The organism is Maribacter aurantiacus, assembly GCF_005780245.1.
Lineage (GTDB): Bacteria > Bacteroidota > Bacteroidia > Flavobacteriales > Flavobacteriaceae > Maribacter > Maribacter flavus.
Genome location: NZ_VBUK01000002.1, coordinates 22141 through 45343, shown reverse-complemented (window position 1 = coordinate 45343; position 23203 = coordinate 22141). Strand labels below are relative to the sequence as shown.

The 23203-nt window shown below is 44.9% G+C and carries 21 protein-coding genes; 9 read left to right on the top strand and 12 right to left on the bottom strand.

The annotated features are described in order from the left end of the window. The first annotated feature begins 40 nt into the window (after positions 1-40). The 5 genes from FEK29_RS05390 (at position 41) to FEK29_RS05370 (ending at position 6799) form a co-directional block, all read left to right on the top strand. Positions 41-334: a DUF2188 domain-containing protein gene (locus FEK29_RS05390; protein ID WP_138257404.1), complete on the top strand. Its 294-nt coding sequence runs from the start codon at positions 41-43 to the stop codon at positions 332-334. A gap of 293 nt (positions 335-627) precedes the next feature. Then, positions 628-2040 (top strand): efflux transporter outer membrane subunit, encoded by a 1413-nt coding sequence (locus FEK29_RS05385; protein ID WP_240042672.1) that lies wholly within the window; start codon positions 628-630, stop codon positions 2038-2040. Further along, positions 1952-3157: an efflux RND transporter periplasmic adaptor subunit gene (locus tag FEK29_RS05380; RefSeq protein ID WP_138257402.1), complete on the top strand. Its 1206-nt coding sequence runs from the start codon at positions 1952-1954 to the stop codon at positions 3155-3157. The genes FEK29_RS05385 and FEK29_RS05380 overlap by 89 nt, the downstream gene beginning before the upstream one ends. Before the next feature lie 6 nt (positions 3158-3163). Then, positions 3164-6304, top strand: a complete 3141-nt coding sequence (locus FEK29_RS05375; RefSeq protein WP_138257401.1) for an efflux RND transporter permease subunit — start codon at positions 3164-3166, stop codon at positions 6302-6304. 102 nt (positions 6305-6406) lie between these two features. Next, positions 6407-6799 (top strand): hypothetical protein, encoded by a 393-nt coding sequence (locus FEK29_RS05370; protein ID WP_138257400.1) that lies wholly within the window; start codon positions 6407-6409, stop codon positions 6797-6799. Positions 6800-6811: 12 nt separating this feature from the next. Here FEK29_RS05370 and FEK29_RS05365 read toward each other — a convergent pair whose 3' ends face one another. The 3 genes from FEK29_RS05365 to FEK29_RS05355 all read right to left on the bottom strand — a co-directional run bounded on the left by FEK29_RS05365 (position 6812) and on the right by FEK29_RS05355 (position 10386). Beyond that, positions 6812-7843, bottom strand: a complete 1032-nt coding sequence (locus FEK29_RS05365) for a LacI family DNA-binding transcriptional regulator (protein WP_138257399.1) — start codon at positions 7841-7843, stop codon at positions 6812-6814. A 71-nt stretch (positions 7844-7914) separates the two neighbouring features. Continuing rightward, positions 7915-9273, bottom strand: a complete 1359-nt coding sequence (locus FEK29_RS05360) for a Gfo/Idh/MocA family protein (protein WP_138257398.1) — start codon at positions 9271-9273, stop codon at positions 7915-7917. A gap of 12 nt (positions 9274-9285) precedes the next feature. After that, entirely contained in the window at positions 9286-10386 is a 1101-nt protein-coding gene (locus FEK29_RS05355; RefSeq protein ID WP_138257397.1) for a mevalonate kinase family protein, read from the bottom strand. A gap of 298 nt (positions 10387-10684) precedes the next feature. Here FEK29_RS05355 and FEK29_RS05350 point away from each other — a divergent pair, with 298 nt between their 5' ends. Next, a complete protein-coding gene (locus FEK29_RS05350) occupies positions 10685-10915 on the top strand; it encodes a hypothetical protein (RefSeq protein WP_138257396.1) in 231 nt (76 codons plus the stop codon). A 66-nt stretch (positions 10916-10981) separates the two neighbouring features. On the opposite strand, the gene FEK29_RS05345 is transcribed toward FEK29_RS05350, so the two are convergent. Beyond that, positions 10982-12067 carry a sulfatase-like hydrolase/transferase gene (locus FEK29_RS05345; protein ID WP_138257395.1) on the bottom strand — a complete coding sequence of 362 codons (1086 nt, stop codon included), beginning with the start codon at positions 12065-12067 and terminating at the stop codon, positions 10982-10984. A 211-nt stretch (positions 12068-12278) separates the two neighbouring features. Between FEK29_RS05345 and FEK29_RS05340 the strand changes: the two genes are divergently transcribed. The 3 genes from FEK29_RS05340 (at position 12279) to FEK29_RS05330 (ending at position 16309) form a co-directional block, all read left to right on the top strand. Further along, positions 12279-12467, top strand: a complete 189-nt coding sequence (locus FEK29_RS05340; protein WP_138257394.1) for a hypothetical protein — start codon at positions 12279-12281, stop codon at positions 12465-12467. An 86-nt stretch (positions 12468-12553) separates the two neighbouring features. Next, complete coding sequence (locus FEK29_RS05335) at positions 12554-14851, top strand: FdhF/YdeP family oxidoreductase (RefSeq protein ID WP_138257393.1); 2298 nt, start codon at positions 12554-12556, stop codon at positions 14849-14851. Positions 14852-14926: 75 nt separating this feature from the next. Then, positions 14927-16309: an exonuclease domain-containing protein gene (locus tag FEK29_RS05330; protein ID WP_193554879.1), complete on the top strand. Its 1383-nt coding sequence runs from the start codon at positions 14927-14929 to the stop codon at positions 16307-16309. Positions 16310-16410: 101 nt separating this feature from the next. Here the strand turns inward: FEK29_RS05330 and FEK29_RS05325 are convergent, their stop codons facing one another. The 8 genes from FEK29_RS05325 to FEK29_RS05295 all read right to left on the bottom strand — a co-directional run bounded on the left by FEK29_RS05325 (position 16411) and on the right by FEK29_RS05295 (position 23201). Beyond that, positions 16411-16593 carry a hypothetical protein gene (locus FEK29_RS05325; protein ID WP_138257391.1) on the bottom strand — a complete coding sequence of 61 codons (183 nt, stop codon included), beginning with the start codon at positions 16591-16593 and terminating at the stop codon, positions 16411-16413. Positions 16594-16694: 101 nt separating this feature from the next. Continuing rightward, positions 16695-16826, bottom strand: coding sequence for a hypothetical protein (locus FEK29_RS18160; RefSeq protein WP_262710129.1), 132 nt, complete (start codon positions 16824-16826; stop codon positions 16695-16697). 147 nt (positions 16827-16973) lie between these two features. Beyond that, a complete protein-coding gene (locus FEK29_RS05320) occupies positions 16974-18701 on the bottom strand; it encodes a SulP family inorganic anion transporter (protein WP_138257390.1) in 1728 nt (575 codons plus the stop codon). A 244-nt stretch (positions 18702-18945) separates the two neighbouring features. Then, on the bottom strand, positions 18946-19311 hold the full coding sequence (locus tag FEK29_RS05315; protein ID WP_138257389.1) for a hypothetical protein: 366 nt from the start codon (positions 19309-19311) through the stop codon (positions 18946-18948). 57 nt (positions 19312-19368) lie between these two features. Next, the gene (locus FEK29_RS05310; RefSeq protein WP_138257388.1) at positions 19369-19641 is read right to left on the bottom strand and encodes a hypothetical protein; all 273 of its coding nucleotides are present in this window, start codon (positions 19639-19641) and stop codon (positions 19369-19371) included. 15 nt (positions 19642-19656) lie between these two features. Next, entirely contained in the window at positions 19657-20436 is a 780-nt protein-coding gene (locus FEK29_RS05305; protein ID WP_138257387.1) for an aldose epimerase family protein, read from the bottom strand. Between the two features lies 1 nt (position 20437). Next, a complete protein-coding gene (locus tag FEK29_RS05300; protein WP_138257386.1) occupies positions 20438-21733 on the bottom strand; it encodes a M20/M25/M40 family metallo-hydrolase in 1296 nt (431 codons plus the stop codon). Between the two features lie 226 nt (positions 21734-21959). Next, positions 21960-23201, bottom strand: coding sequence for an ABC transporter permease (locus FEK29_RS05295; RefSeq protein WP_138257385.1), 1242 nt, complete (start codon positions 23199-23201; stop codon positions 21960-21962). Positions 23202-23203 lie beyond the last annotated feature (2 nt).

Genomic DNA, 23203 nt, shown 5'->3' with positions numbered 1-23203 from the left:
AAACTTCAAATTTTAATTCATTTAAATGTGTATAAAAATAATGACCTCAGGCAAATCCATAATCCGCTCCCCTTTAGAACTCCTTGAAGTCTTTTTCAACAGCTCCCGAAGCCTAAATAGAACAAGAACCTGGCACCAACATGTGGTTCCTTACGAAGATGGCTGGGCCGTTCGCCGCGAAGGAAATAAGCGAATTACCAGCAAGCACCGAAAACAGAGTACGGCCTTGGAAAAAGCCAAAAGATTGGCACGAAAATATAATGCGGATGTCATTATCCACAGGGAAAACGGGGAGATCCGGGATAGGATACAATATAGAGATTCCAAGTCATAAACAGTCTTTATGCCCTTACAAATCCGTTACCTGATTACGCTTAGTGCTTTTTCCGTAGAATCTTTAACTCATATAACCCAATATGGGTATTTGGCGGATTTTTAAGTTTTTGTTAGTACACAAATTCCAGTAAAAAAGGTACTTTATGGGATATGGTAAAGATACCGCGACCAACTTGCCACATATTTCAAAAAAAAACACCTTTTAAAAAAATAAGCATAAAAGGGAATCCCCTTGCATATGTACTAATTTCTGTACTTATTTTCATTGGCTGTTCACCCAAATTCACCAATGTGTCACTCCCTATTGAAAATGTTCAGGAGTTTTCAACTTCAGGCTCCATGGTATTGAAAGACAAGTGGTGGACCGCTTTTGAAGATGAACAATTGAACGTCCTCATGGATAGCGCCTTGCAATCCAACATGGACTTGGCGGCCATTTGGCAACAGTTTATGGCAACCAAAGCAGTGGTGCGTAGACAGGCGTCTAATAAATGGCCACAGATAGATGCCTCCGCACAAACGGCACGAAATTTTCCGGAACCGGATTTCGTGGGTGGTGAGAATACCCAATTGGGACTTTCCACTTCATACGAAGTAGATTTATGGGGAAGGATCCGTACAGCGGTACAGGCGGAAAAACTTCGGGCAGACGCAAGTCTTTACGACTACAGAACAGCGGCAATTACGCTCTCCGCCCAAATAGCTTCCACGTGGTATCAGTTGCTCGTCGCTAAAAAACAACTGGAAATAACGGAAGAGCAGATTGCGGTCAACGAGGACATCATCAAACTGATTCGTTCCAGGTTCGTTGGCGGCCAAATCAGGGCCGTTGATATTTTGCGACAAGCGCAATTATTGGAAAGCACCAAGGAACAGCGAATTATCTTCATGACCAATGTGGAGCTTCTGGAAAACCAGCTCGCCGTACTGCTCGGAAAACAGCCACAGTCACCTTTGGACCTGGAGTCCCCATCATTGCCCCAATTACATGAATTACCGGAAACGGGACTGCCTCTGGAACTGGTTAGAAGACGGCCAGATTTACAAAGATCCTATTCCTTGTTGTTGGCGGCCGATCGCGATATGGCATCCGCAGTAAAAAGTAAATATCCTAGGCTTTCATTGAGCGCCAGAGGACAACTGCGTTCCAATAATTTTGACAATCTCTTTAAAAATTGGGCCTACTCCATCGCCGGAAATCTATTGGCGCCTTTATTTTATGGTGGCCAACTCAGTGCCGAAGTGAATCGAACAGAGGCCATCAAACGTCAAAGATTATATGAATACGGACAGGCTACCCTAACGGCCTTTCAAGAAGTGGAAAACGGAGTCACTAGGGACATCATGCAAAAAGAGCGCCTTGAGAACATCGAAAGGCAATTGGACCTAGCGGAGAAAAGCAACAAGCAACTACGGGTCGAGTTCCTGAACGGTTTTAGCCCGTACCTGGACGTACTCATTGGACTGGATGCAGAGCAACAGTTGCGAAGGGACTACTTGGCCGCACAATTGCAGCAGATTCAGATTCGAATAGACCTGTACCGCGCATTGGCCGGAGGGTTTGAAACGGACCGTGAATTGGACATTGAAATGGAAATGAAAAAACAAAACAATTATGACCAACAAAAAAATACTGTGGATTTGTTTGGGGATTTTACTGGCAGGTGTTGCTATCACCACGCTTATTTTCTCAACGGAACCTGAGGCCCAAACTGAAGGTGCCACCGTGGAAACCGCCATGTTGGTCGATATTACGGAAGTGGAACAGGGCACTTTTGAGCCTGTTATCGTGGCCACGGGTACCGTGCAGCCCGTAGAGGACGTTCAGTTGAGTCCGCTGGTGCCCGGTCAAATAATTAGAAGAGATCCTGCCTTCACACCTGGTGGCTTCGTAAAAAAGAACCAAGTATTGTTGCAGATAGATCCATCGGACTATGAAAACACACTTGAGCTTAGAAGAAGTGAGCTGATGCAATCCCAAACATCCTTGGATACCGAAATGGGTCGGCAACAAATTGCATCCCAAGATCTCCAGCTTATTGTGGACGATTCCTTGTTCGGAAGTAATCCCTTATCTGAAGAAGAACGCCAACTGGTACTTAGAAAACCGCAGCTAAATGCTGTAAAGGCGACCATTGAGGCTTCCAAGGCTTCGGTAAAACAGGCCCAACTTAATTTGGAAAGGACCACCATACGAGCACCTTTTGATGCCCATATCCTTACCCAAAATGTTTCTACGGGTTCGCAAGTTTCCCAAGGGGATAATCTAGGTAGAATCGTTGGCACCGATTATTATTGGGTGAACGCCACGGTTCCCGTTTCCAAACTACAATGGTTGAAATTTCCACAGAATAGTGCTGAAAAAGGGTCCCTAGTTCGGATAGAAAATTCAACAACCTGGCCCAGCGGTTCCTATAGAGAGGGCTATTTGGACGGACAAATTGGGGCCTTGGATGGTCAGACACGCTTGGCTCGGGTTTTGGTCCGTGTGGAAGACCCCCTGGGTCAAAAGTCCACTTCTGAAGACATGCCCATGCTTATCATAGGTTCCTTTGTAGAAGTGTATATCAATGCAACTCCCATTGAGAATGTCGTCCGTTTAGATAAAGGTCTTGTCCGTACGGGGGAGACCGTTTGGGTGATGAAAGACCGTAAATTGGAAATACGGGAGGTGGATGTTGTCCTCACGGATGATCGGTATGCCTATATATCAAACGGATTACAAACGGGTGACAAGGTGGTCACCACCGATCTAAGTACCGTAAGCAATGGCATCGGCCTTCGTACGGAAGGGCAGGAAACCGAGGAAACATCAGAATAAAATCTCATGGAAGAAAAAGAAAAAACGAAAAAGAAGCGTCCCAGAAAAGAAGGTGCCATAGCCTATATGGCCCGTAACTCCATTGCTACCAACTTATTGATGTTACTATTGTTGGGCGGTGGGATTTTCACCATGTACACCATCCAAAAAGAGGTTTTCCCGGAGTTTCAATTGGATTTTGTGGAAGTATCGGTAGCCTACCCGGGTTCTTCCCCTGCGGAAGTGGAACAGGGAATTCTACAGCCTGTGGAAGAGGCGGTCCGTGGAGTCAACGGCATCAAGGAAATCGTATCGGAGGCCCGGGAGGGGTCCGGACAGGTAACCATAGAGTTGGTGGCCGGGACCGAAAGAATGAAGGCCTTTCAGGATATCGATCAGGCCATTAACCGTATCCGCACCTTTCCTGATGATATCGAAGAACCCGAAGTAACCTTACAAAACAGACAACGCGATGTTATACAAATCGGCTTATATGGCAATGCCGATATCTGGACCTTACGGCAATTGGCAGAGCGGCTCAGGACCATTCTACTGAACAATCCGGAGATTACCCAAGTGGAATTGGGCAATGTGCCCGAATATGAAACGCGTATCGAAGTACCCCGACGCAATCTTCAAAAGTACAACCTTACCCTTGGCCAAATTGCGAATATCATCCGGCAAAGTAGCAACGACGTTCCCGCAGGGGCCGTACAAACGCAAAGTGGAGAGATTTTACTGCGTATGCAGGAACGAAAGCAATGGGCCGAGGAATATGGGAACATCACCATAGTTTCCTCTGCAGACGGTGCCAACCTCCTTCTCAAGGACATCGCAACGATTACAGATGGTTTTGAGGAAGTAGGTTTTCACGGTCAGTTCAACCAAGAAAATTATGTGGAGTTACGTATTTTTAGGATTGGGGACCAATCCCCATTAAAGATAGCAGAGGAAGTCCAAGGTATTCTAGACCACTTTCAATTACCTCCGGGTATAAAATATAGAACGGATAGCAACCGCGCCGCCGACTATGAAGAGCGACTTTCCCTTTTGACCGAAAACGGCGTGTTGGCCATCCTTATCGTCCTTGTCATACTGACCTTGTTCCTGGAATACCGATTGGCCTTTTGGGTCATGATGGGAATGACCGTTTCCTTTATTGGTGGAATGATTTTACTACCATTGATCGGCATAAGCGTAAATATGATATCCATGTTCGGTTTTTTGGTCGTTTTGGGTATTGTGGTAGACGACGCCATCGTGGTGGGCGAAAATGTTTATGAGTATAGACAAAAAGGTCTCAGCCCCATGAAAGCGGCAATCGCGGGAACCAAGGATGTATCGCTACCTGTAACTTTCAGTATTGTAACTACGATTATTGCCTTTGTGCCCTTGCTTTTTATGCCAGGGGAAACGGGCAAATTTTGGCAACCCTTGCCTGCGGTTGTAATCGTTATTCTTGGGGTTTCCTTGATCGAGGCACTTTTCATCCTTCCCTCCCATTTGGCACATCTAAAAAAGGAACAGAACAAAAATAAATGGGTTCGTAAACTGGAAGGTTGGCAACGGACCTTTGCTACCGGATTTGACAATTTTATCGAAAATAAGTACCGACCCGTTTTGGACAAATGCCTCCAGTATCGCTACATTACCCTATGCGCGGCCGTGACCTTATTATTGATCGTTGGTGGATACGGTTACAGTGGTCATATGGGAATGATCATGATGCCGGAAGTCGCTGCCGATGAAATTGAGTGCGGGGTACGGTTACCTGTTGGAACTACACCAGATCAAGCGGCCAAGGTCGCGAAGGAAATCTCCGATGCTACACAGCGAATGTTCGAGGAGCATAATCTATACGAAGTAGCCGAGGGAATAAAAACCAACGTTAGGGGACAGAACTTTATCGATGTGGAAATTGTAATGCTGCCCCCGGACCAGCGCGATATTACCGCTGGGGAAATGATCGCCCTTTGGCGGGATAATATTGGTGACATTCAAGGCGTGGACCAAATTACCTTTGAGGCGGAACGTGGACCGGGCGGGGCCCGGCAGGCAATCAGTGTGGACCTTAGTCATTCGGATATCGATGTGCTGGAAAGGGCAAGTGCCAGTTTTGTAAAACGGATGAAAGAATTTTCCAATACGCGTGATGTTACGGACAATTATAACAAAGGAAAGCTGCAGTATGATTTTAAGCTCCTTCCACAAGGGCGAAATCTAGGCCTAACTTCCGATGAGATTGGGAGACAAGTGAGGGATGGATTCTTTGGTGCATTGGCCATGCGACAGCTTCGGGGCATGAACGAAATCGAGGTTCGGGTAAAACTTCCATTGGAGGAGCGCAAGGACATCAAGAATCTACAGGATTTTCTTATCCGTACTTCGGACGGAATTGAAGTACCCCTCATGGACGTCGTGGAAGTTGAGGAGCGCGAAGCCTTCACCAGCATCAATCGACGGGACGGTAGAAGGGTCGTGAACGTTGGGATGGATGTAGAACCGGCCAATTCCGTGAGTCGGGTATTGGCATCCATGCAAGAGGAAGTCCTACCACAACTGCGGAGCGATTTCCCGGGCACCACGTGGACCTTTGAAGGCAGTCAGGCAGATATGCGCGAAAGTACCAACACTTTAAAAGCTGGGTTTTCCATTGCCATGCTCTTGATCTATGCGCTACTGGCCATCGCGTTCAGCAGTTATTCACAGCCTTTGATCGTGATGACCGCCATTCCCTTTGGAATCGTGGGTGCGGTCATAGGACATATTTTGTTGGGCTATGACCTTTCCTTGGTAAGTCTTATGGGGGTTATCGCACTTTCCGGGGTGGTAGTGAACGACTCGCTCATCATGATCGATTTTGCCAACAAACGCCGGTTGGCCGGAGACTCCATTTACGAGTCCATCCATGAAGCGGGACTTCGTAGGTTCCGACCCATTATCCTAACCACGATGACAACTTTTGGTGGTCTCGCACCTATTATTCTGGAAACATCCAGTCAGGCTTTTTACTTGATACCGATGGCCATTTCATTAGGTTTCGGAATTGTTTTTGCCACAGCTATCATATTGGTTATAGTACCCTGTCTCTACTTGATTCTGGAAGACATCAAACTCCTAAGAAAAAGAGGTAGTACGGTAAAACGGGTCGATGTACTAGAGGCCTAGGGACAGTCCAACGAACGGAACGTTCGGGTTATAAAAATTGGCTATTGCACAACATAATGTCGGCGTCTTCCCATACATTGTATTCATAAAAAAGACAATATAATGGACAAAGAAGAATTATTAGGGAAAGAACTGAGTAACCTCTATGCCATTTCAAAACAGGTGAACAATTTTTTCAACGGTAGCAAAATCGGGTTTTTGAACGAACGCCGAAAAACAATGCTGGAAGAGTACCTAAAGCTAAGTTGTAAATATGAAAACGACATTGCCCAAGCACTTAGGCACATCAATGTAAATCCGGGTAATACGACGGATTCCATCGTACAGGAGATTACGGAGAACTTGCAAGAGATCCTTTCAGAATCCGGAATCAAAAAGGATTCCAAGCAACTGAGCTATATGATGTCCTTAAACCGATTGATAAGTTATCACGTGGCAAATATTGAGAACATTGGCTTTTTGCTGAACGAAGTGGAACTCAAAAACGCCTCTTAAAAGTTTGAAAAACTATAGGTACCCAGAAACGTTTTCTTTAGTGAGCACATCTATGGGCAGTAGTCTGTTTTTGGGCATCTCCCGCTGGTACAGCAAATATTCCGTCACTATCGATATGCCGTGATAGCCTTGAAGTTTCGGGTTTTGGTTAAGTAGTATATCGATGGTGCCTTCCCTTAAAAGTTCGATATTTTCGGGAATCATATCATACCCAATAATTTTGACCGATGGGTGTTTTCTTAAGAGATCCTCGGCTACATGGGTCTTTGAATTGGTTATGAACAATCCATCGGCCTTGCTTAATTTATAATCCAATAAGCCCATATCCAATTCGGCTTCAAACCGGATAATCTCAATGGTACTTGAAGCGTCCCTTTCACGGAAATAATCCAAAAAACCAATTTCCTTTTCCTCTACATGGGTGGCATTTTCTGTCTGTACACCTATATGGAGTATCAAAATAGTTCTTTTGGGTGCTACACTCCGGGTCAAAATATCCATAAAATAGGCGGCGTTACGGCCACTCATGAAGTAATCCTGACCTATAAAGCAGCCATAATTCACATCTTTTATTGGGGAGTTCAAAAGAACAAAGGGGATTTTCCTTTCCTCGAGTTCTCGGTATAGATTGAAACAGGTATCCGTAAAAAAAGGGACAATGACCAGGGCATCGGGGCTATTTTGCAGCACGGAGCTAAAATCTTGGTAGTAAGCATCTTCCGTACTTCCCATGCGAACGGACGAAATACGAATCCCAAAAGGCTCCATCTCCGCATACGCATCCATCACGCCTTGATACATTTGCTGCCAGTACCGATCGTTTGTGTAGTCTGGCATGAGCAGCCAAATCGTAAACGGCCGATGGTTCTTTAAGGTCCTGGCAATCAAATTGGGACGGTAATCAATACGTTGCAGTACTTCCTCTACCTTCCTTCTGGCCTTCTCCGAAACCTTGCCGCGATTGTTGAGAACGCGATCTACGGTTCCCCGGGATACATCCGCCATGGATGCAATGTCCTTTATAGTAAAGTTTCTTTTTTCCATAGCTCGATTAACGTAAAATCCGTACCGAAAAAGTTGTTTAATCGGTCTTGTGAAAGATTAAGGAATAAACGTTAATACGTGTCCTTTATCCAATTGTACGGTTTTCTTTTGACCCAATTGCCACGGGTAAAATCAGGAAAATCCTGGGGTTCGCCATTGTTGGCGATGGATAGTTCTGACAATGGGGTTATGGCACTCCAGGCCGCAGCGTCATAGGCGTCCATGGGCGGAGCGATATTGGCCTTGGCGGATTCCACAAAGGCATTAATTACAAAAAAGTCCATACCGCCATGGCCCGCGCCGGTGGCGTATTCCCCATATTTAACCCAAAGTGGATGGTCATACTTTTTGAGCCATTCATCAGCGGCGTCCCATCGGTGAGGTTCGGACTGACCTTCAATATAGATCCGGTTTCCGTCCACTTCCCAGAGGCCGTTCGCCCCTTGTACCCTAAAGCCCAAGGAATAGGGTCTGGGCAGGTTGCAGTCATGGGTAACGATAATGGTCTCCCCGTTCGAGGTATCAATGGTGGTGGTAATCACATCGCCCTGCTTCCATTTCAATTTGGCGTTTGGATGGTCATTTCCGCCCTTGGCCACAATATAATTATGCAAGCCTATTGCCTTTGTGGCATGGGACGTAAGCGACACAAACCTGTTCCCCCTATTGATATCGCACATCGCGGCAATGGGTCCCACGCCATGGGTGGGATATACATCGGCATTTCTCAACAGGGAATGTTGCGTACGCCATCTGGCCTCGGAAATTCCCTTTTCGCCAAATTCGGCCCCTACACCGTAGGGTTCCTTTCCGTCGTTGAACTTAACGCCCCGTAAATCATGCTGATAGCCGCATCTAAAATGTACCAGCTCCCCAAATACATTTTGACGGACCATGTTCAGTACCGCCAAGATATCCCTACGATAGTTTACGTTCTCCAAAATCATCATATGGGTTCCCGTACTCTCATGGGTATTTACCAAATCCCAGCACTCCTCCATGGTGTTCGCTGCGGACACTTCCAATCCTGCATACTTTCCGGCCAGCATGGCATCCTTGGCCATTCGTGTGTGCCATAACCATGGGGTCGCGATGATAACGGCATCCACCTCTTTAAGCTCCAAAAGATTTCTATAATCCAAATCGCCCTTACCGAATACCTGTGGTTTGGTACCCCCTTTTTCAGAAATCATGTCCAGGGCAATCTTTATTCTGGCCTGGTCGATGTCACAAATAGCGGTTACCAAAACATCGTCACGTTGCAATAGGTTACTAAGGTGATTGGTTCCTCGAAGCCCTACGCCGATCATACCCACCCTGAGCTTTTGGGCGGAAAAGTTCATTCCCATTGAAAACTGTGGCCAAAGGGCCGCACCTGTGGCCGCAAGGGACGTGGATTTGATAAAATTTCTTCTGGATTTTGATTTCATTTTGATAGGTTTTTAGATTTTAAAATGGGTCGAATTTGGGATGCGCAATCCGGCATCGACCTGTATGGGATATGCCTCCTTGGTCCCAACGGAGAGGAGGGCTTCAACTATTTTACCTTCTGTACCGGGTTCCGTAAGGACAACGATACTTCCGCCGCCACCGGAGCCCACAATTTTGGCACCGTAGGCACCTTGTTGTAGAGCGGCATCGATCATGGCATCTATTTTAGGCACTGTAATCTTCAATTTATCCTTTAAAATGGTATGATGGGCCGTCATCAACTTGCCTATTTCGGGTAGGTTAAGATTGGGTTTTTGAAATTCCAATAATGCCTTTTGGGTAATATCATGGTTTTCAATGGCCGCTTCAAAATAAGGCACCAATTCCATTGGTAGAATCGAAGTATATTTTTTTAGGTCCGAAATGGTGGCTTTTTGAATAATGAAATCCGGAAATTTATCAGTTACCCGTTGAATGGATTTTAGGGCGTTCCCCTTTACCCTTGCCAAAAGTCCCACCGTTTCTTTTGGAACCCCTGATACGCCCGTTACCATCCCTTGCAGTTGAGAACCGATGGGCTGGCATTCAAAAGGCGGATTTGTTTTGATATGTAACACGCCACCCACGCCAATGCTGAAATGGTCCATCATTCCGCCCGGTTCCTTATGTTCCAAAATTTCCGCCCTATAGCCCAATTCCGCCAAAAATTCCTTGGTTACCGGTCTATCCAGGCCAAAGGCCTCCACCAAAAAATAAATCCACGCCAGCAAGACCGCCGAGGAACTGGAATTTCCGGAATTAATGGGAATATTTCCCGTAATTTCCACATCATACCCTTGGACAGGAACACAGCCTTCCCGTTTTAAAACGCGAAGTGCCGACCCAAAATAATCACGGGGTTCCAATGTTTTGAATTCCTGAGAAATGGGGATAACCCTTTTGGAATCGATATCCTCCATCTGAATTCTAAAAACCCCATACTCATTGGGTGTTGCCTTCAAAAATATATACCGATTTATGGCACAGGCAATTACCGGAAGCCCCAGATAATCCTGATGGTCGCCAAAAAGGCAGGTCCTCCCGGGGGCCACAATATGTATTCTCGTATCCAACAAGGTTCAATTTCTTAACGTTACGCTCATTGCAAAGTCTAAAATCCGAAGCCGTTTTCCACGATATTAAACTTCAATAGAACAATGATACAAAAAATGTGTTCGAGCACAAAATAAAATTTCAAGCAATAAATCACGGTTCGGGGCAAGGTTTGGTCTCCATACGTAGCAATCTTAAAGGTTTTAAATCAGCGGTTTGGAACCAAGGGAAAAACGTACACTGTTAAAAACCTGTTGATTAAAAAGAAGCGTACGGTATCAATATTTATTTATATTTGAAAACCGACCATCTTTACCGATGATAAAAAATATCAAAACCATGTTCAGTAACATGAACGACTCCACCCGCGAGGCAGCCCTTACCTGTCTTTGCAATGAGTTCAAATTGAACGACAAGCGGTTTATCAAAAAAAATTGGATGATCGGTGGTAGGATTCCGGAGGAATATCAGGAGAGAACGGTCGTCATTTTTCAAAACCTGTTGCGGGAACAAGCCATAAAGGTTCGGGAAATAGAGGTGAAACTTTAAAAAAAATCCCTTTTGTCAATTGTCCTTACTTACGTCCAGGGTTAGCATCGTTACCGCGCTTTTCCGCTATTCGAAATTCAAGGCGGCTCCGGGTATTTTGATATCGTCACTTTGTAAACCCAATAGTTGAAGAATTGTTGGCGCTATTTGATTGCTGAACAACTGTTCGTTTGTCGTAACCTCCCCTTTTGCCTTAACTCCCTTTCCAAAAGCGATCAACCAAACACTTCCGGCACCTGCTATTTCCGATCCATGGCTTTTCCACGTATCCAAGGGTTGTGTCCCGCGTCCATGGTCCGTTGTGATTACAAAAAGCGTATTGTTCTTATAAAAACTGTCGGATTGTGTAAAATCCCACAACTCTTTTATAAAGGTATCGGTTGTATGGGCCGATTTCAAATAAGCTCCGTAATCCCCATCATGGGCAAAGTCGTCCGTTTCCCCATAAGCGATATACACCACTTTTGGGTGGTTTTTTTTCATTTCTTCCAATGCGAAATAATGCGTAAAAGCATCCAACCGAACAGAGCCCCACGGACTTGGCACTTTTGGTTGCAATTCGTTCAGGAATTTTTCCCGCTCTGTGATATCGTCACCTTTGGCAACATCAAAACCTGCATTGACCGGAACCCCTGAACGTTCCTCATTGATGATATACGGGAATACGTCCCAACTACCAAAGGCGGCCACTTTGCCGTGGTATCGTGTATCACCGTGGGCAATTTCCAAAAATGTCCTATTGGGATTTGGAATCTTATCATTACTAGTGATATGGTCATCATCGGCCTTTCCGGTCAATATCTCGTTGTACCCCGGGTAGGAAAACCACATCGCATTGGTCAAATCCACCTTGCTCCCATGATTTCGGTTTCCATGAATCTGTCCCATGGAGGCTACGGTGTTCCAAACAAAGGGTAGAAGGGTCTTACGTCGCTCCATTGGGGAACTCCTCCAAAACAGTTTCCGTAGCTCCGTAGTATCATGGACATAGTCGCTATGGGCCACCAAGAGGGAATCCGCACCCGAGAACAGCTCCTGCCAGCGAAAACCATCCAGGGTTATCAGCACTATGTTGGTATGACCCTCTTGTGCCTTGGCCAAGCCACCGGCTAGGACTATAAAAAGAAGAAGCATCGGGATTTTTACGTTCATCGTATTTCAATTTTATTTCTTCTCAAACTTCCGCCTAAAACTAGCCAAAATATGCTTTGGAACTCGGTTAAAAAGTTATTAACAATCTATCTTAATAACTTTATGTGTGCATTTCATCGAAAAAATTGCTCTTTTAATCGTGAAAATAATTTCAAAATCTATTTTTGGCCGACCCAATTGACCAAATGCCCATTTACTGATAGCAATTTAAATGAAAATACGTCTTTCCAAGTTCCCTACCCTAGCACTACTTGCTTTTGTTCTAATTATATTTTCAACCTCCTGCAACAAGGAAACGGACTTGGTTTCTGAATTTGTTATCAAAGACAATTCGACGTCAATCGACCAAAACGATACGGGTAGGCTAGCAGAAATAGACACCGTAGAGGAGTCCAATTAATCAAGAAACTTTTTTGGTGCAGCAATCGTCCTTTTCGCGGACTTCTTTTTCCTTTCTTTGGATTACCTTAGTGGGAAACATTTTCTATGCCTTCCCCATTCAAACGAAACATTTCACTTACCGGTGACACACGATTGACCATTATCTCACTGACAGACTCCAAGGAATTTGCCGCAGGATTTCCAGGGATTAAAGTGGCGATTCAGCATACTTTTAAGGAAATGGGGGCTTTGGAAGCCTTGGGCACGCTTTCCAAAATGAACCAAAAGGACGGATTCGACTGTGCCGGATGTGCGTGGCCCGATCCGGAAAAACCTTCCAAGCTTGGCGAATACTGTGAGAACGGGGCAAAGGCCCTTGCGGAGGAGGCTACGTACGAAAAGGTGGACGCCGATTTTTTCAAAAAACACAGCGTTGAGGAAATTTCCACATGGTCCGACTTCCATATTGGAAAAAGTGGCAGGTTGACCCAGCCGATGATTTTAAGGGAAGGAAGTATTCATTACGAGCCTATTTCCTGGGACGCCGCCTTTGACACGATTGCCGTACATCTAAAATCATTGGCATCCCCGGACGAAGCTATTTTTTACACCTCGGGACGGTCAAGCAACGAGGCGGCCTTCCTATACGGACTCTTTGTCCGGGCCTTTGGCACCAACAACATGCCGGACTGTTCCAATATGTGCCACGAAAGTAGTGGCGTTGCCCTGTCCGAAACCTTGGGCATTGGCAAGGGATCTGTAAAATTGGAGGATTTTGAAGAGGCCGAAGTAATCATCGTTATGGGCCAAAATCCGGGTACAAACCATCCGCGAATGCTGTCCGCACTGGAAAAATGTAAAAAGAACGGCGGAAAGATCATCAGTATCAATCCTTTGGCAGAGGCCGGATTGATTCGGTTTAAGGACCCGCAATCCCTATCCGGGATTACCAAAGGGACTTCCCTCACGGATATCCATCTGCAGGTAAAAATCAATGAGGACGTAGCCCTCCTCAAATTACTACTGAAAAAGTTGGCCCATCTGGAACGAAGTGGCAAATCCGTATTCGACCACAACTTCATTAAAACCTATACCGAGGGATTTGATCAACTCCTAAAGGATTTGGAACGATACTCCGAAAACGAACTTTTGGAACGTTGCGGTATTCCCGAAGAAACGATTGACGAAGCGGTTAGCTTGCTAGCGGAAAAAAATAAAATCATCATCTGTTGGGCCATGGGTCTTACCCAGCATAAAAATGGCGTGGACAACATCAAGGAATGCGTGAACCTCCTTCTCCTAAAAGGAAGTCTGGGAAAACCGGGTACCGGGACCTGTCCGGTAAGGGGTCACAGCAACGTCCAGGGAGACCGTACGGTGGGCATCATGCACCATGTTTCCAAGGAACTGAACCAAAGTATTGAAAAGGTATTTGGTTTTACACCCCCTAACAAAGAAGGCTTGGATACGGTAAAGGCCCTTGAGGCCATGCACGAAGGAAGGGCCAAGGTGTTCATTGGGCTGGGAGGAAATTTTGCATCTGCCGTGGCCGATACCAACTATGCAGCGGAAGCGCTTCAAAACTGCGACTTGACCGTTCAAATCAGTACCAAACTGAACCGAAGTCATTTGATTACCGGTAAGACCGCGTTGATCTTACCGACATTGGGTCGGTCCGAAAAAGACAATGCCAACGGAAAAGAGAGATTCTTGACCGTGGAAAATAGTATGGGCAAAGTGCACAGGACCAAAGGGGTGCTACAACCGAAATCGGAACATTTAAAAAGCGAACCGGAGATTATTGGGGGTATTGCAAATGCGTATTTTAAAAACCAGCATCCCGTAGCGTGGGAAGATTTGGGCAAGGATTATGATACCATCCGTGAAAAAATGTCCGAAATCCTGAAAGGTTTTGAATCGGTTCAAAAAGATTCCAAAGGATCTGGGTATTATTTACCTAACAATGTTAGGGAGCTGGATTTCAGTAAATTGGAACATGGAAAAGCCAAATTCAGTATTTGCAAAATGGCGTCACATGAACGTAAGCCCAATGAATTCCTATTGATGACGATACGTTCTCACGATCAGTTCAACACCACCATTTACGGCCTAAACGACCGGTACAGGGGCATACAGAACGAACGCCGCGTACTTTTTATGAATCCGAAGGACATGGAGCGATTCGGCTATAAGCGCTTGGATATCGTGGATTTGGTAAGCAACTATGATTCGGTAGAGCGACGTGCCCAAAAATTTTTAATCGTCCCTTATAATATCCCGCAAGGGAATTTGGGAGCCTATTTCCCCGAAGCGAATATGGTCGTTCCCCACAACCACTACGCGGATAAAAGCAACACCCCCATCAGTAAATCGATCATCGTGCATTTGGAACGATCGAAATAAGTATTTCTTAATGATGCCCTATTTCCCTTTCCTTAAATTGAACTAACTTTAAGGTGGCCTTTTTCAATCGCTATTTTGTACTGCATCGTAGACATAGAAACCACCGGAAACGGAATCAAGGGTAACAGGATTACCGAAATATCCATCTTTAAATACGATGGGCATGCGGTGGTGGATGAATTTACCTCCTTGGTAAATCCCGAATGTGAGATACCCTTTTTCATTACCGGACTTACGGGGATTGACAACGATATGGTACGAAATGCTCCAAAATTGGCCGAAATAGCTCCAAAAATCCTGGAGATTACTTCCAATGCCATTTTTGTGGCGCACAGCGTCAATTTTGATTACAATGTCATCAAAAACGAGCTGCAGCTCCTTGGAATCGAGTTTTCAAGAAGGAAGCTCTGCACGGTGCGGTTGTCCAGAAAACTGCTTCCCGGGTATCATTCCTACAGTCTTGGGAAATTATGCTCCGCCGTGGGGATACCCCTTTCCAATAGACACCGGGCCCGGGGTGATGCCCATGCCACCATGCTTTTGTTCCACAAGCTGTTGCGGACCCACGATGCCGAAAAAGTATTTAAGTCCTTCCTGAACGCCAAATCACAGGAAGCTACGCTGCCCCCCTCCCTACCCAAAAGCGAATTTGAAAAGTTACCCACCACGCCCGGCATCTATTATTTTAAGGATGGGAAAGGACATATCATATACGTGGGCAAGGCCATCAACATTAAAAAGAGGGTGTTGGGGCATTTCTACGATAAATCCACCAAGGAAATTGCGTTGTGTAATGAAACGGCCTACCTGGACTTTGAGGAAACGGGAAACGAATTGATCGCACTTTTGCTGGAATCGGCGGAAATCAAGAAGCACTATCCAAAATTCAATCGCGCCCAGAAACGAAAAATTCAGCAGTACGCACTATTTAGTTATGAGGACCGCAACGGAATCCTGCATTTGGCCTACAACAAAATCAATATGGCGCCCAATCCCCTGCTGGTGCTATACAGTATTTCTGAATGTAGGACCTTTTTGGAAGCACTGTGCGAAAGCTTTGGGCTCTGTCCAAAATATTGCCACCTCCAGGATAACGTGGACACCTGTTCGCATTTTAGGATAAAAAATTGCATCGGGATTTGTTCCGATATTGATCATTTGGAAGTATACAATCAGCGGGTAAGGAAGGCCATAGCATCGCTGGGAGAAACAAAATCGGACTTCGCCATTAGACTCAAAGGGAGAAACCCTGAAGAGAACGGTTTTGTGCTGGTACAGGAAAACCTATATACGGGATATGGCTTTATACCCAAAGACACGCCACTTAGTACCCAAGATGATTTTGAATCCTATCTAACCAGACAAAAAAACACCTTGGAAACGCAACGTATCGTGGAAGCTTTCGTTAGGAAAAGTCCGAAAGGCATTCTGAGCTTTACGAGAGCTGAGACCTATTGAATACGGTCAGTCCTTTAGTTTGTGATACATCTTGATCACAAAAAACAACCAAAGGACAAAAACAATCCCTACGATGATGGAATAAATCAATACTACCTCCACTATTTCCTGTACTTTAAATAGTTCATAAAGCCCAAGATAGTAGGTGCCCAAAATGCAATGAATATGGCCTCCAGCTTTTGTCCTGTCAGGAACATGACCTCGGATACCACTATAATGGAAAGCACGACTAGGAGCATAATACAATTCATTACCCCTATACGTTTGATAAAACTCTTCAGCATACTTTAAATAATTGGAAAGCAAAGGCGCACATTAATTAACGCTCCCCTGATTCCGGTTTATTTAAATGTACGAAAATATGTGTTCAATCAAAGGGATACCCCTAAGACTGTTTTCCCTTTCCGCTGTTCATAAGGCTAAGGGTGACCACAACAAGGGCAATCACCACAGCGGCAAAAACGCCGATCATGATAATCCCGTTGCTCCAGTTTACTAATGGCAGTATGGTATTCATAAGTCCAAAATTTAAAGTTTTGTTTTCGCACTATTTATTGAAGGGTTCTTTCCCTTCTGGTGGTTTAAACAACGGACTAAAATTATATCGAAGGAACAGGGAATTTTATGATTTCCGTCATATACATCGGCATATAAAAGTAATTTTCTACCGTGCTTTTTTGTTCTGATGGGCCACCCTGGCACCGAGTGTGGACAATTGATTGGCATTATCAAAATAATCGACAGCCTCCTTGGTGGTTACAAAGAGAAATTCCTTTTGAAGTTCATTGATGATATTGGTGGTAAAAATGATGTCGCGCATGGGCCCGATAGCACCTGCAATATAGAATTGCAGCCCCATTTCATGGATTTCATGGATGAGCTTGGAAAGCACGTCCGCACCCGTGGCATCGATGTAGGTCATGGCCTCGGCATTTAAGATAACCGCCTTTAAATCGGACCCCTTTCCCTTGATCTGTTTTAACAGCTTCTTTTTGAAATAGCCCGAATTCCCAAAATAGAGTTGGGAATCGAACCGAACAATCAATAAATCCTTTCGGATTATGACCTCATCGTTAAACCGATTGATGTTCTTATAATAATCGGACCCCTTCAGATTCCCCAACTCCGCAAAGTGGGGTTTGGAGGTTCGATACACCATCAGCAATAATGATAGCAGCGTTCCCACAACGATTCCTTGGGTAATCCCGATAAAAAGCGTAATCAAAAAAGTAAGCAACAACACCCCGAATTCATCCTTCCGGTCTACCCATAAGTACTTGGCATAGTCCAAATCAATTAGCCCAAAAACGGAAACCATAATAATACTTGCCAGTACCGTATTGGGCAGGTATTGGAAAACAGGTGTAAAAAACAACAGCGTAAGCACAACCAAGACCACACTGAAAAAGCCCGCTAAATTGGTTTTGGCACCTGCTTCCTGATTGATGGCCGACCTGGAAAAACTGGCCGTGGAAGCATAGGATTGAAAAAAAGAACCTAGGATATTGGATGCCCCCAAGGCAATCAATTCCTGATTGGCATCTATGGTCTCTTCCCCGCTTTTCTCTTCCATGGCCTTACCTATGGATATGGTCTCCAAGTATCCTACCAAGGCCAATGCGACACCCATGGGCCAAAGGCTTTTTATAGTTTCAATGGTGATTTTGGGCAGGTCAAAGGAGGGCAAGCCTTTGGAAACTTCGCCTACTAACTTCATATCGTATACACCCAAACCAAAATAGTAAACGGCTAGAATGCCCAATACGACCACCAAAAGCACCGCGGGAAAGCTTTTTTTCCATTTTTTAAATCCCAGAATCAGTACAATACCTAGAATGCCCAATCCCAAATCATAGGGGTTGGTGTTCCCCAGCTGCTGCCATGTCAAGGCTACAATTTCATGAAAATGATTGCTATTCGGGACAGGGATTCCCAGCAAGTGCTTTAACTGACTCACCATAATGATAATGGCGGCAGCCGAAGTAAATCCACTGATAACAGGCTTTGACAGAAAATTGACCAAAAAGCCCATCCTGAATATACCTAGCAGCAATTGCACAGCCCCAACGATCAACACCAACACGACCGCCAAAGCAATATAGTCCGCAACATTGCTTATAGCGAACGTTCCCAAAGCCGCGGCTACCAGTAGGGAATCCATGGCCACGGGCCCCATGGCCACTTTGCGTGAGGTGCCTAAAAACACATAGGTCAACACGGGAACCAAGGCGGTGTACAAACCATAGACTGGAGGCAAACCGGCAATCATGGCGTAGGCCATACCTTGCGGGACCAAAACTATGCCCACGGTAAGTCCTGCGATCAGGTCTTTTATAAAATAGGCCTTTTTATAGGTAGTAGCCCATTCCAAAAATGGTAGAAAACGGTTCACGTTTCAAAAGTAAACAAATCCCACGTGGCAAAATTAGGTAAGACCAAAGTTAGAGAAGCAGTCCCACCGAATAACACATATACATAGTAAGCCCTGAAAGGGCGAGGTACGTGGAAAGGCACAAGCACGGATGCTTGCGCCAGCGGAGGGGAGGTAGCCATTCGATAATGTCTTAAGCCTCTAATTTGGATCTGGAAAGGCACAAGCACGGATGCTTGCGCCAGCGTAGGGGGTTTAGGTATCCTTATTTATGATATTCAATTTTAACTTTTGTGTCCTTGTATTCAATACAATTTTGATTTTGGTCGAATTTTAAACAGTTATATTGAGTCGAACCCCATATACTTTCATCAGATAAGCTGATGATGGTTTCTTTAATTATTCTTTTTTCCTGGTATTCAAGAGCAATTTTAAACGAAGTATTCGATTGATAATAGTTTTGTTTACTTAGTTTACCGTTGACCTCGTATAAATACTCAATGATTTCATAAGGAAAGATATTGTAACGCACATTCGTAGTATCGGACAAAGACTTTTCCCATGCCCTATATTCCGTTTGTCTATAAAGTTTCCTTTTATTGTTCAGTTTGTTTTCAAATATTGACCTCATTGTAAGCTTTTTTTCGCCATCATAATACCCTTTTGAGATTAATAAATTGTTTTTGTCCTACGAAAAGAGAATCGTTTGGCTTAATTCATTGGAGCTGTATTCTCTTTGTTCCGCAATCATTCCACTTTTATTGAAAAAGTATTCATTATCAAAAATTGCAACTTCTTCATCTGAATCATCAAATTCATTTTCTTGGTTGGACTGATGGATAAATTTCAAATATTTTACATTTCCTAATAGTCCAATTTTTTCAAGGTCGGTCAAATAATTTTTCTTTGTTGCGCAACTTGAGGAAAAAAATAAAATTAGTATTGGAATTAGATTTCTCATTGGTTTTAATGTTACCTAAATAGGATATATAAAGACCTTAAAATGCTTGGCCGTCCCTCCCTCAAGATACAAAAACCCGGTATCCAAATTAGCTTGCTCCACGGCATAGGGGTAAAAAGTGATGGGTTCTATACAGACCATATTGGGGACTTCCGTCCACAGCATAAAGTGTTCAAAACCTTCGGTCTTGATGGTCAGTTCCAATTGGTCATTGAGTATGATCGAGGATTCCTTGGGTACCTGAAGGGCCCTGCTCCCCACCGCCATAACTTCCGGGATGGAAATTTGTTCTTCCTGGGTCTTGATAATTGATTGCTCCGTTACAAGGTTGAAGGCCGGGTGGTATCCTAACATAAAGGGCATGCCTTCTTCCCCTTTGATTTCAAAACGGATTTCCAGACCATCTTCTTTCAAATAGTAGGACTTTACAAACGAAAAATCATAGGGCCAAAAAAGTTCCGGTGCGGCCGACTTCCCAGGGTATTTGGAATTTTTTATACGTGTATTCGCCTTATAGCGCTTTTCAAAAACAGCTTTTGTTTCGGTGGATTCCAAAAGTTGATATTCCAGTTCCCGGAGCAGTCCATGCTGGTCTTGGACGGCCATCCCTTTTGGGGTTTTCACTTTGAAATCGGCCTCGTTTGTGGGTCCAATGATGGGAAACATCTCCGTATCCGAATTTCGCCAACCCGGACTCCCTTTTTGATGTATCAATTCCTGGCTATATACCCGATAGCCCACCAGTTCCCCTTGGTCAATCCGTACTTGTTGTTTAGGTAAGGTAAGTATCGTCATGTTATTCGTTTATCAATCGGTAAATCAAAATAGCGGTTCTTTTTGTCAACGCTTCAATGGTGTTCAGGTTCACGGTTTCCTGGGGTGTATGGGCACCCGTGCCCATGGTGCCCAATCCGTCCAGGCAATCCACATATTCCGCCACAAAGGAGGTATCCGCAGCACCTCTTCTACCGGGATCATAGGCGACTACTTCGCCCTGATTTAAATCGAGGCTGACTTGATTCAATTTTTGCAAGAGGGCATGGTTACCTTCGGTCGGTGCCATGGCCGGATACATATCGGAAAAGGAAATAGTCGCCGACGTCTTTGGAAGGTTTTTCGCAACGATGGCCCTCATTTTCTCGCGGGTTCGTTCTTTTTGTTCCTCGGAAATAAACCTCAGTCCACCCCGTACCTCGGCCCGTTGGGCGACTACGTTAGTTTTTCCAAAAACGGTGCCTTTGCTTGTCATGTCATCGAAGGTCACAAAAGTACCTCCCAACAACGTCCCGGGATTGAAGGTCAAAAGTTCCTCCCCTTTTACATCGGTATAAAAACCATGAAGGATTCGGGACATTTCAAAAATGGCCCCAGCTCCCGTATTTTCACTAAAGATACCGGAGGAATGGGCCCGTTTCCCTTCCACTTCCACTTTCCAGCCGGATGAGCCACGGCGCGCTACGGTAGCGTAGTTGAACCCGGTCGATGTTTCAAAACCCAAGGCAATATCGCTTCTTTTGGCGGCATCAATCAAGTCCTTCCTACTTATCTCCAAAGGATCCCCGGCACTCTCCTCATCGCCCGTTAAGGCTACAATAATCTGGGCATCGCCCAACAAATTATTCTCTTGCAAGGCTTTTAAGGCATACAGAATGATGACATTGCCACCCTTCATATCATTTCCGCCCGGGGCGTGGGCCGTACTGTCGTTTACCATGGTAAAAGTCTGAAAAGGGCTGTCCTCCTCAAAAACGGTATCCAGATGTCCGATCAACAGCAACTTTTTACCCTTGGAACCATTGGTCTCGGCAAACAAATGACCCGCTCGATTCATTTCCGCAGGCATGGGAATCCAATTCGTTTCAAAACCGATGTCGCCAAAAGCCGAATTGAATTCGGCACCCACCTTCTTCACCCCTTCCAGATTCAAGGTGCCGCTGTTGATGTTCACCACCTTTTCCAAAAAGCCGATGGCATCGGGATTATTGGCTTCGATACTTTTGATGATTTTTTTCTCGGTGCGGGATAATTTTTGTCCCGCTACATTTTGGAAAATCGGGAACAAGAGAAGCACAATTAGGATTTTTCGAATCATAACGTTTGGTTTGAGTCAAATATACCTAAATCAGATATTAAAACTAAGCGCTCTCTAGGCAAGTCTTCGAGGGCATTCGTTGCGATCAAGTTTTTATTTTCGAAGCCTGCCTGACAAGTGTTCAGGAGGGGTATCCCAAGGGTATTAAACCCTTTGGCGGCGAACATAAATGGAATGACGAATTCAGACCTGTCAGGTATCCAAAACCTGACAGGTCTAGCAAAAATTACTCAAAGCGAATGGCCTTCACCGGCGTAATCTTGGTGATGATGTACGAGGGAATCAACAGCATCAACAGGCATAGGAAGAGCACCCCGATATTCAGCAGCAACACCGTAACCCAATTGATGTGCACGGGAATGTACTCAATGTAATATTCCTCCGGATTGGGAAACTTGAACAAACGGTATTGTCCCTGGAGCCAAATAAAGCCCAAGCCGATTAAATTTCCCCAAAACAGTCCGATGCTTATCAGATAGGCCGCATTGTACAAAAACACTTTTCGTATACTCCAATTGGTCGTACCCAAGGCCTTTAGGATTCCGATCATGGGCGTCCGTTCCAAAATGAGCACCAAAAGCGCCGTAATCATATTGATGCCCCCAACAATGATCATGATGCCAATGATCAAGGCGGTATTAAAATCGAACAGGCCGATCCACTCAAATATTTTATAATATTTATCCCGGATTGATTTTGTATCCAAGGTGGAGACGGTCTTTCCAAAAATTTCATTGCTCTTGGCATCGATATCGTCAAAATTGTCCAGCAACACCTCAAAATTGCCCACCTCATCATCGGCCCATTTGTTCATCTGTTGGATGTGCCTAATGTCGATAAAAATATACTTATCATCAATCTCCTCAAAGCCACTGTCATAGATGCCCACAATGTTGAACTTACGTTGGTTGGGCATTTTATTGGTATCGTCGTCCCGCAGAAAAAAGGTAAAAAAGGAATCCCCCACCCCCAACTTCAATCGGCTGGCCGTAATCTTGGAAATAAGGACATCTGAGTTGAGTTCGCCCGTATAATCCGGCAAAGTTCCGGCCACCAAAAAATCGTGGATGGGCGACCAATAGTAATCCGCCCCCACACCCTTAGCAATGATGCCCTCAAAAGTGTCCGCCGTACGGATAATCCCTCCCTTGGTGGCCACGGCCTGTACATGGGCAATTCCTTCCACATTCGTAAACCTGGGGTAGAAATCCTGTTGTTTGGAAACAGGTGAAACCGATACTTCGGACCGATTATTGTCATAGTTGGAAATCTGGATATGGCCGTTAAAAGCGGTAACCTTTTCCCGAATCTTATATTTTAACCCTTCTCCCGTAGCGATGGCAATCAACATCATGACAACACCAATCGCTATGGCGGCTATCGCTATTTTTATTATTGGCGCGGAAATACTAATTTTATGTTCCTTGCCCGTAATAAGCCGTTTGGCAATAAAATATTCTAAGTTCAAAT

Coding starts and splice junctions, on each gene's coding strand:
- FEK29_RS05390 (WP_138257404.1), top strand. CDS start 41: ATGACCTCAGGCAAATCCATAATCCGCTCCCCTTTAGAACTCCTTGAA.
- FEK29_RS05380 (WP_138257402.1), top strand. CDS start 1,952: ATGACCAACAAAAAAATACTGTGGATTTGTTTGGGGATTTTACTGGCA.
- FEK29_RS05375 (WP_138257401.1), top strand. CDS start 3,164: ATGGAAGAAAAAGAAAAAACGAAAAAGAAGCGTCCCAGAAAAGAAGGT.
- FEK29_RS05370 (WP_138257400.1), top strand. CDS start 6,407: ATGGACAAAGAAGAATTATTAGGGAAAGAACTGAGTAACCTCTATGCC.
- FEK29_RS05365 (WP_138257399.1), bottom strand. CDS start 7,843: ATGGAAAAAAGAAACTTTACTATAAAGGACATTGCATCCATGGCGGAT.
- FEK29_RS05360 (WP_138257398.1), bottom strand. CDS start 9,273: ATGAAATCAAAATCCAGAAGAAATTTTATCAAATCCACGTCCCTTGCG.
- FEK29_RS05350 (WP_138257396.1), top strand. CDS start 10,685: ATGATAAAAAATATCAAAACCATGTTCAGTAACATGAACGACTCCACC.
- FEK29_RS05345 (WP_138257395.1), bottom strand. CDS start 12,067: ATGAACGTAAAAATCCCGATGCTTCTTCTTTTTATAGTCCTAGCCGGT.
- FEK29_RS05340 (WP_138257394.1), top strand. CDS start 12,279: ATGAAAATACGTCTTTCCAAGTTCCCTACCCTAGCACTACTTGCTTTT.
- FEK29_RS05335 (WP_138257393.1), top strand. CDS start 12,554: ATGCCTTCCCCATTCAAACGAAACATTTCACTTACCGGTGACACACGA.
- FEK29_RS05325 (WP_138257391.1), bottom strand. CDS start 16,593: ATGCTGAAGAGTTTTATCAAACGTATAGGGGTAATGAATTGTATTATG.
- FEK29_RS18160 (WP_262710129.1), bottom strand. CDS start 16,826: ATGAATACCATACTGCCATTAGTAAACTGGAGCAACGGGATTATCATG.
- FEK29_RS05315 (WP_138257389.1), bottom strand. CDS start 19,311: ATGAGGTCAATATTTGAAAACAAACTGAACAATAAAAGGAAACTTTAT.
- FEK29_RS05310 (WP_138257388.1), bottom strand. CDS start 19,641: ATGAGAAATCTAATTCCAATACTAATTTTATTTTTTTCCTCAAGTTGC.
- FEK29_RS05305 (WP_138257387.1), bottom strand. CDS start 20,436: ATGACGATACTTACCTTACCTAAACAACAAGTACGGATTGACCAAGGG.
- FEK29_RS05300 (WP_138257386.1), bottom strand. CDS start 21,733: ATGATTCGAAAAATCCTAATTGTGCTTCTCTTGTTCCCGATTTTCCAA.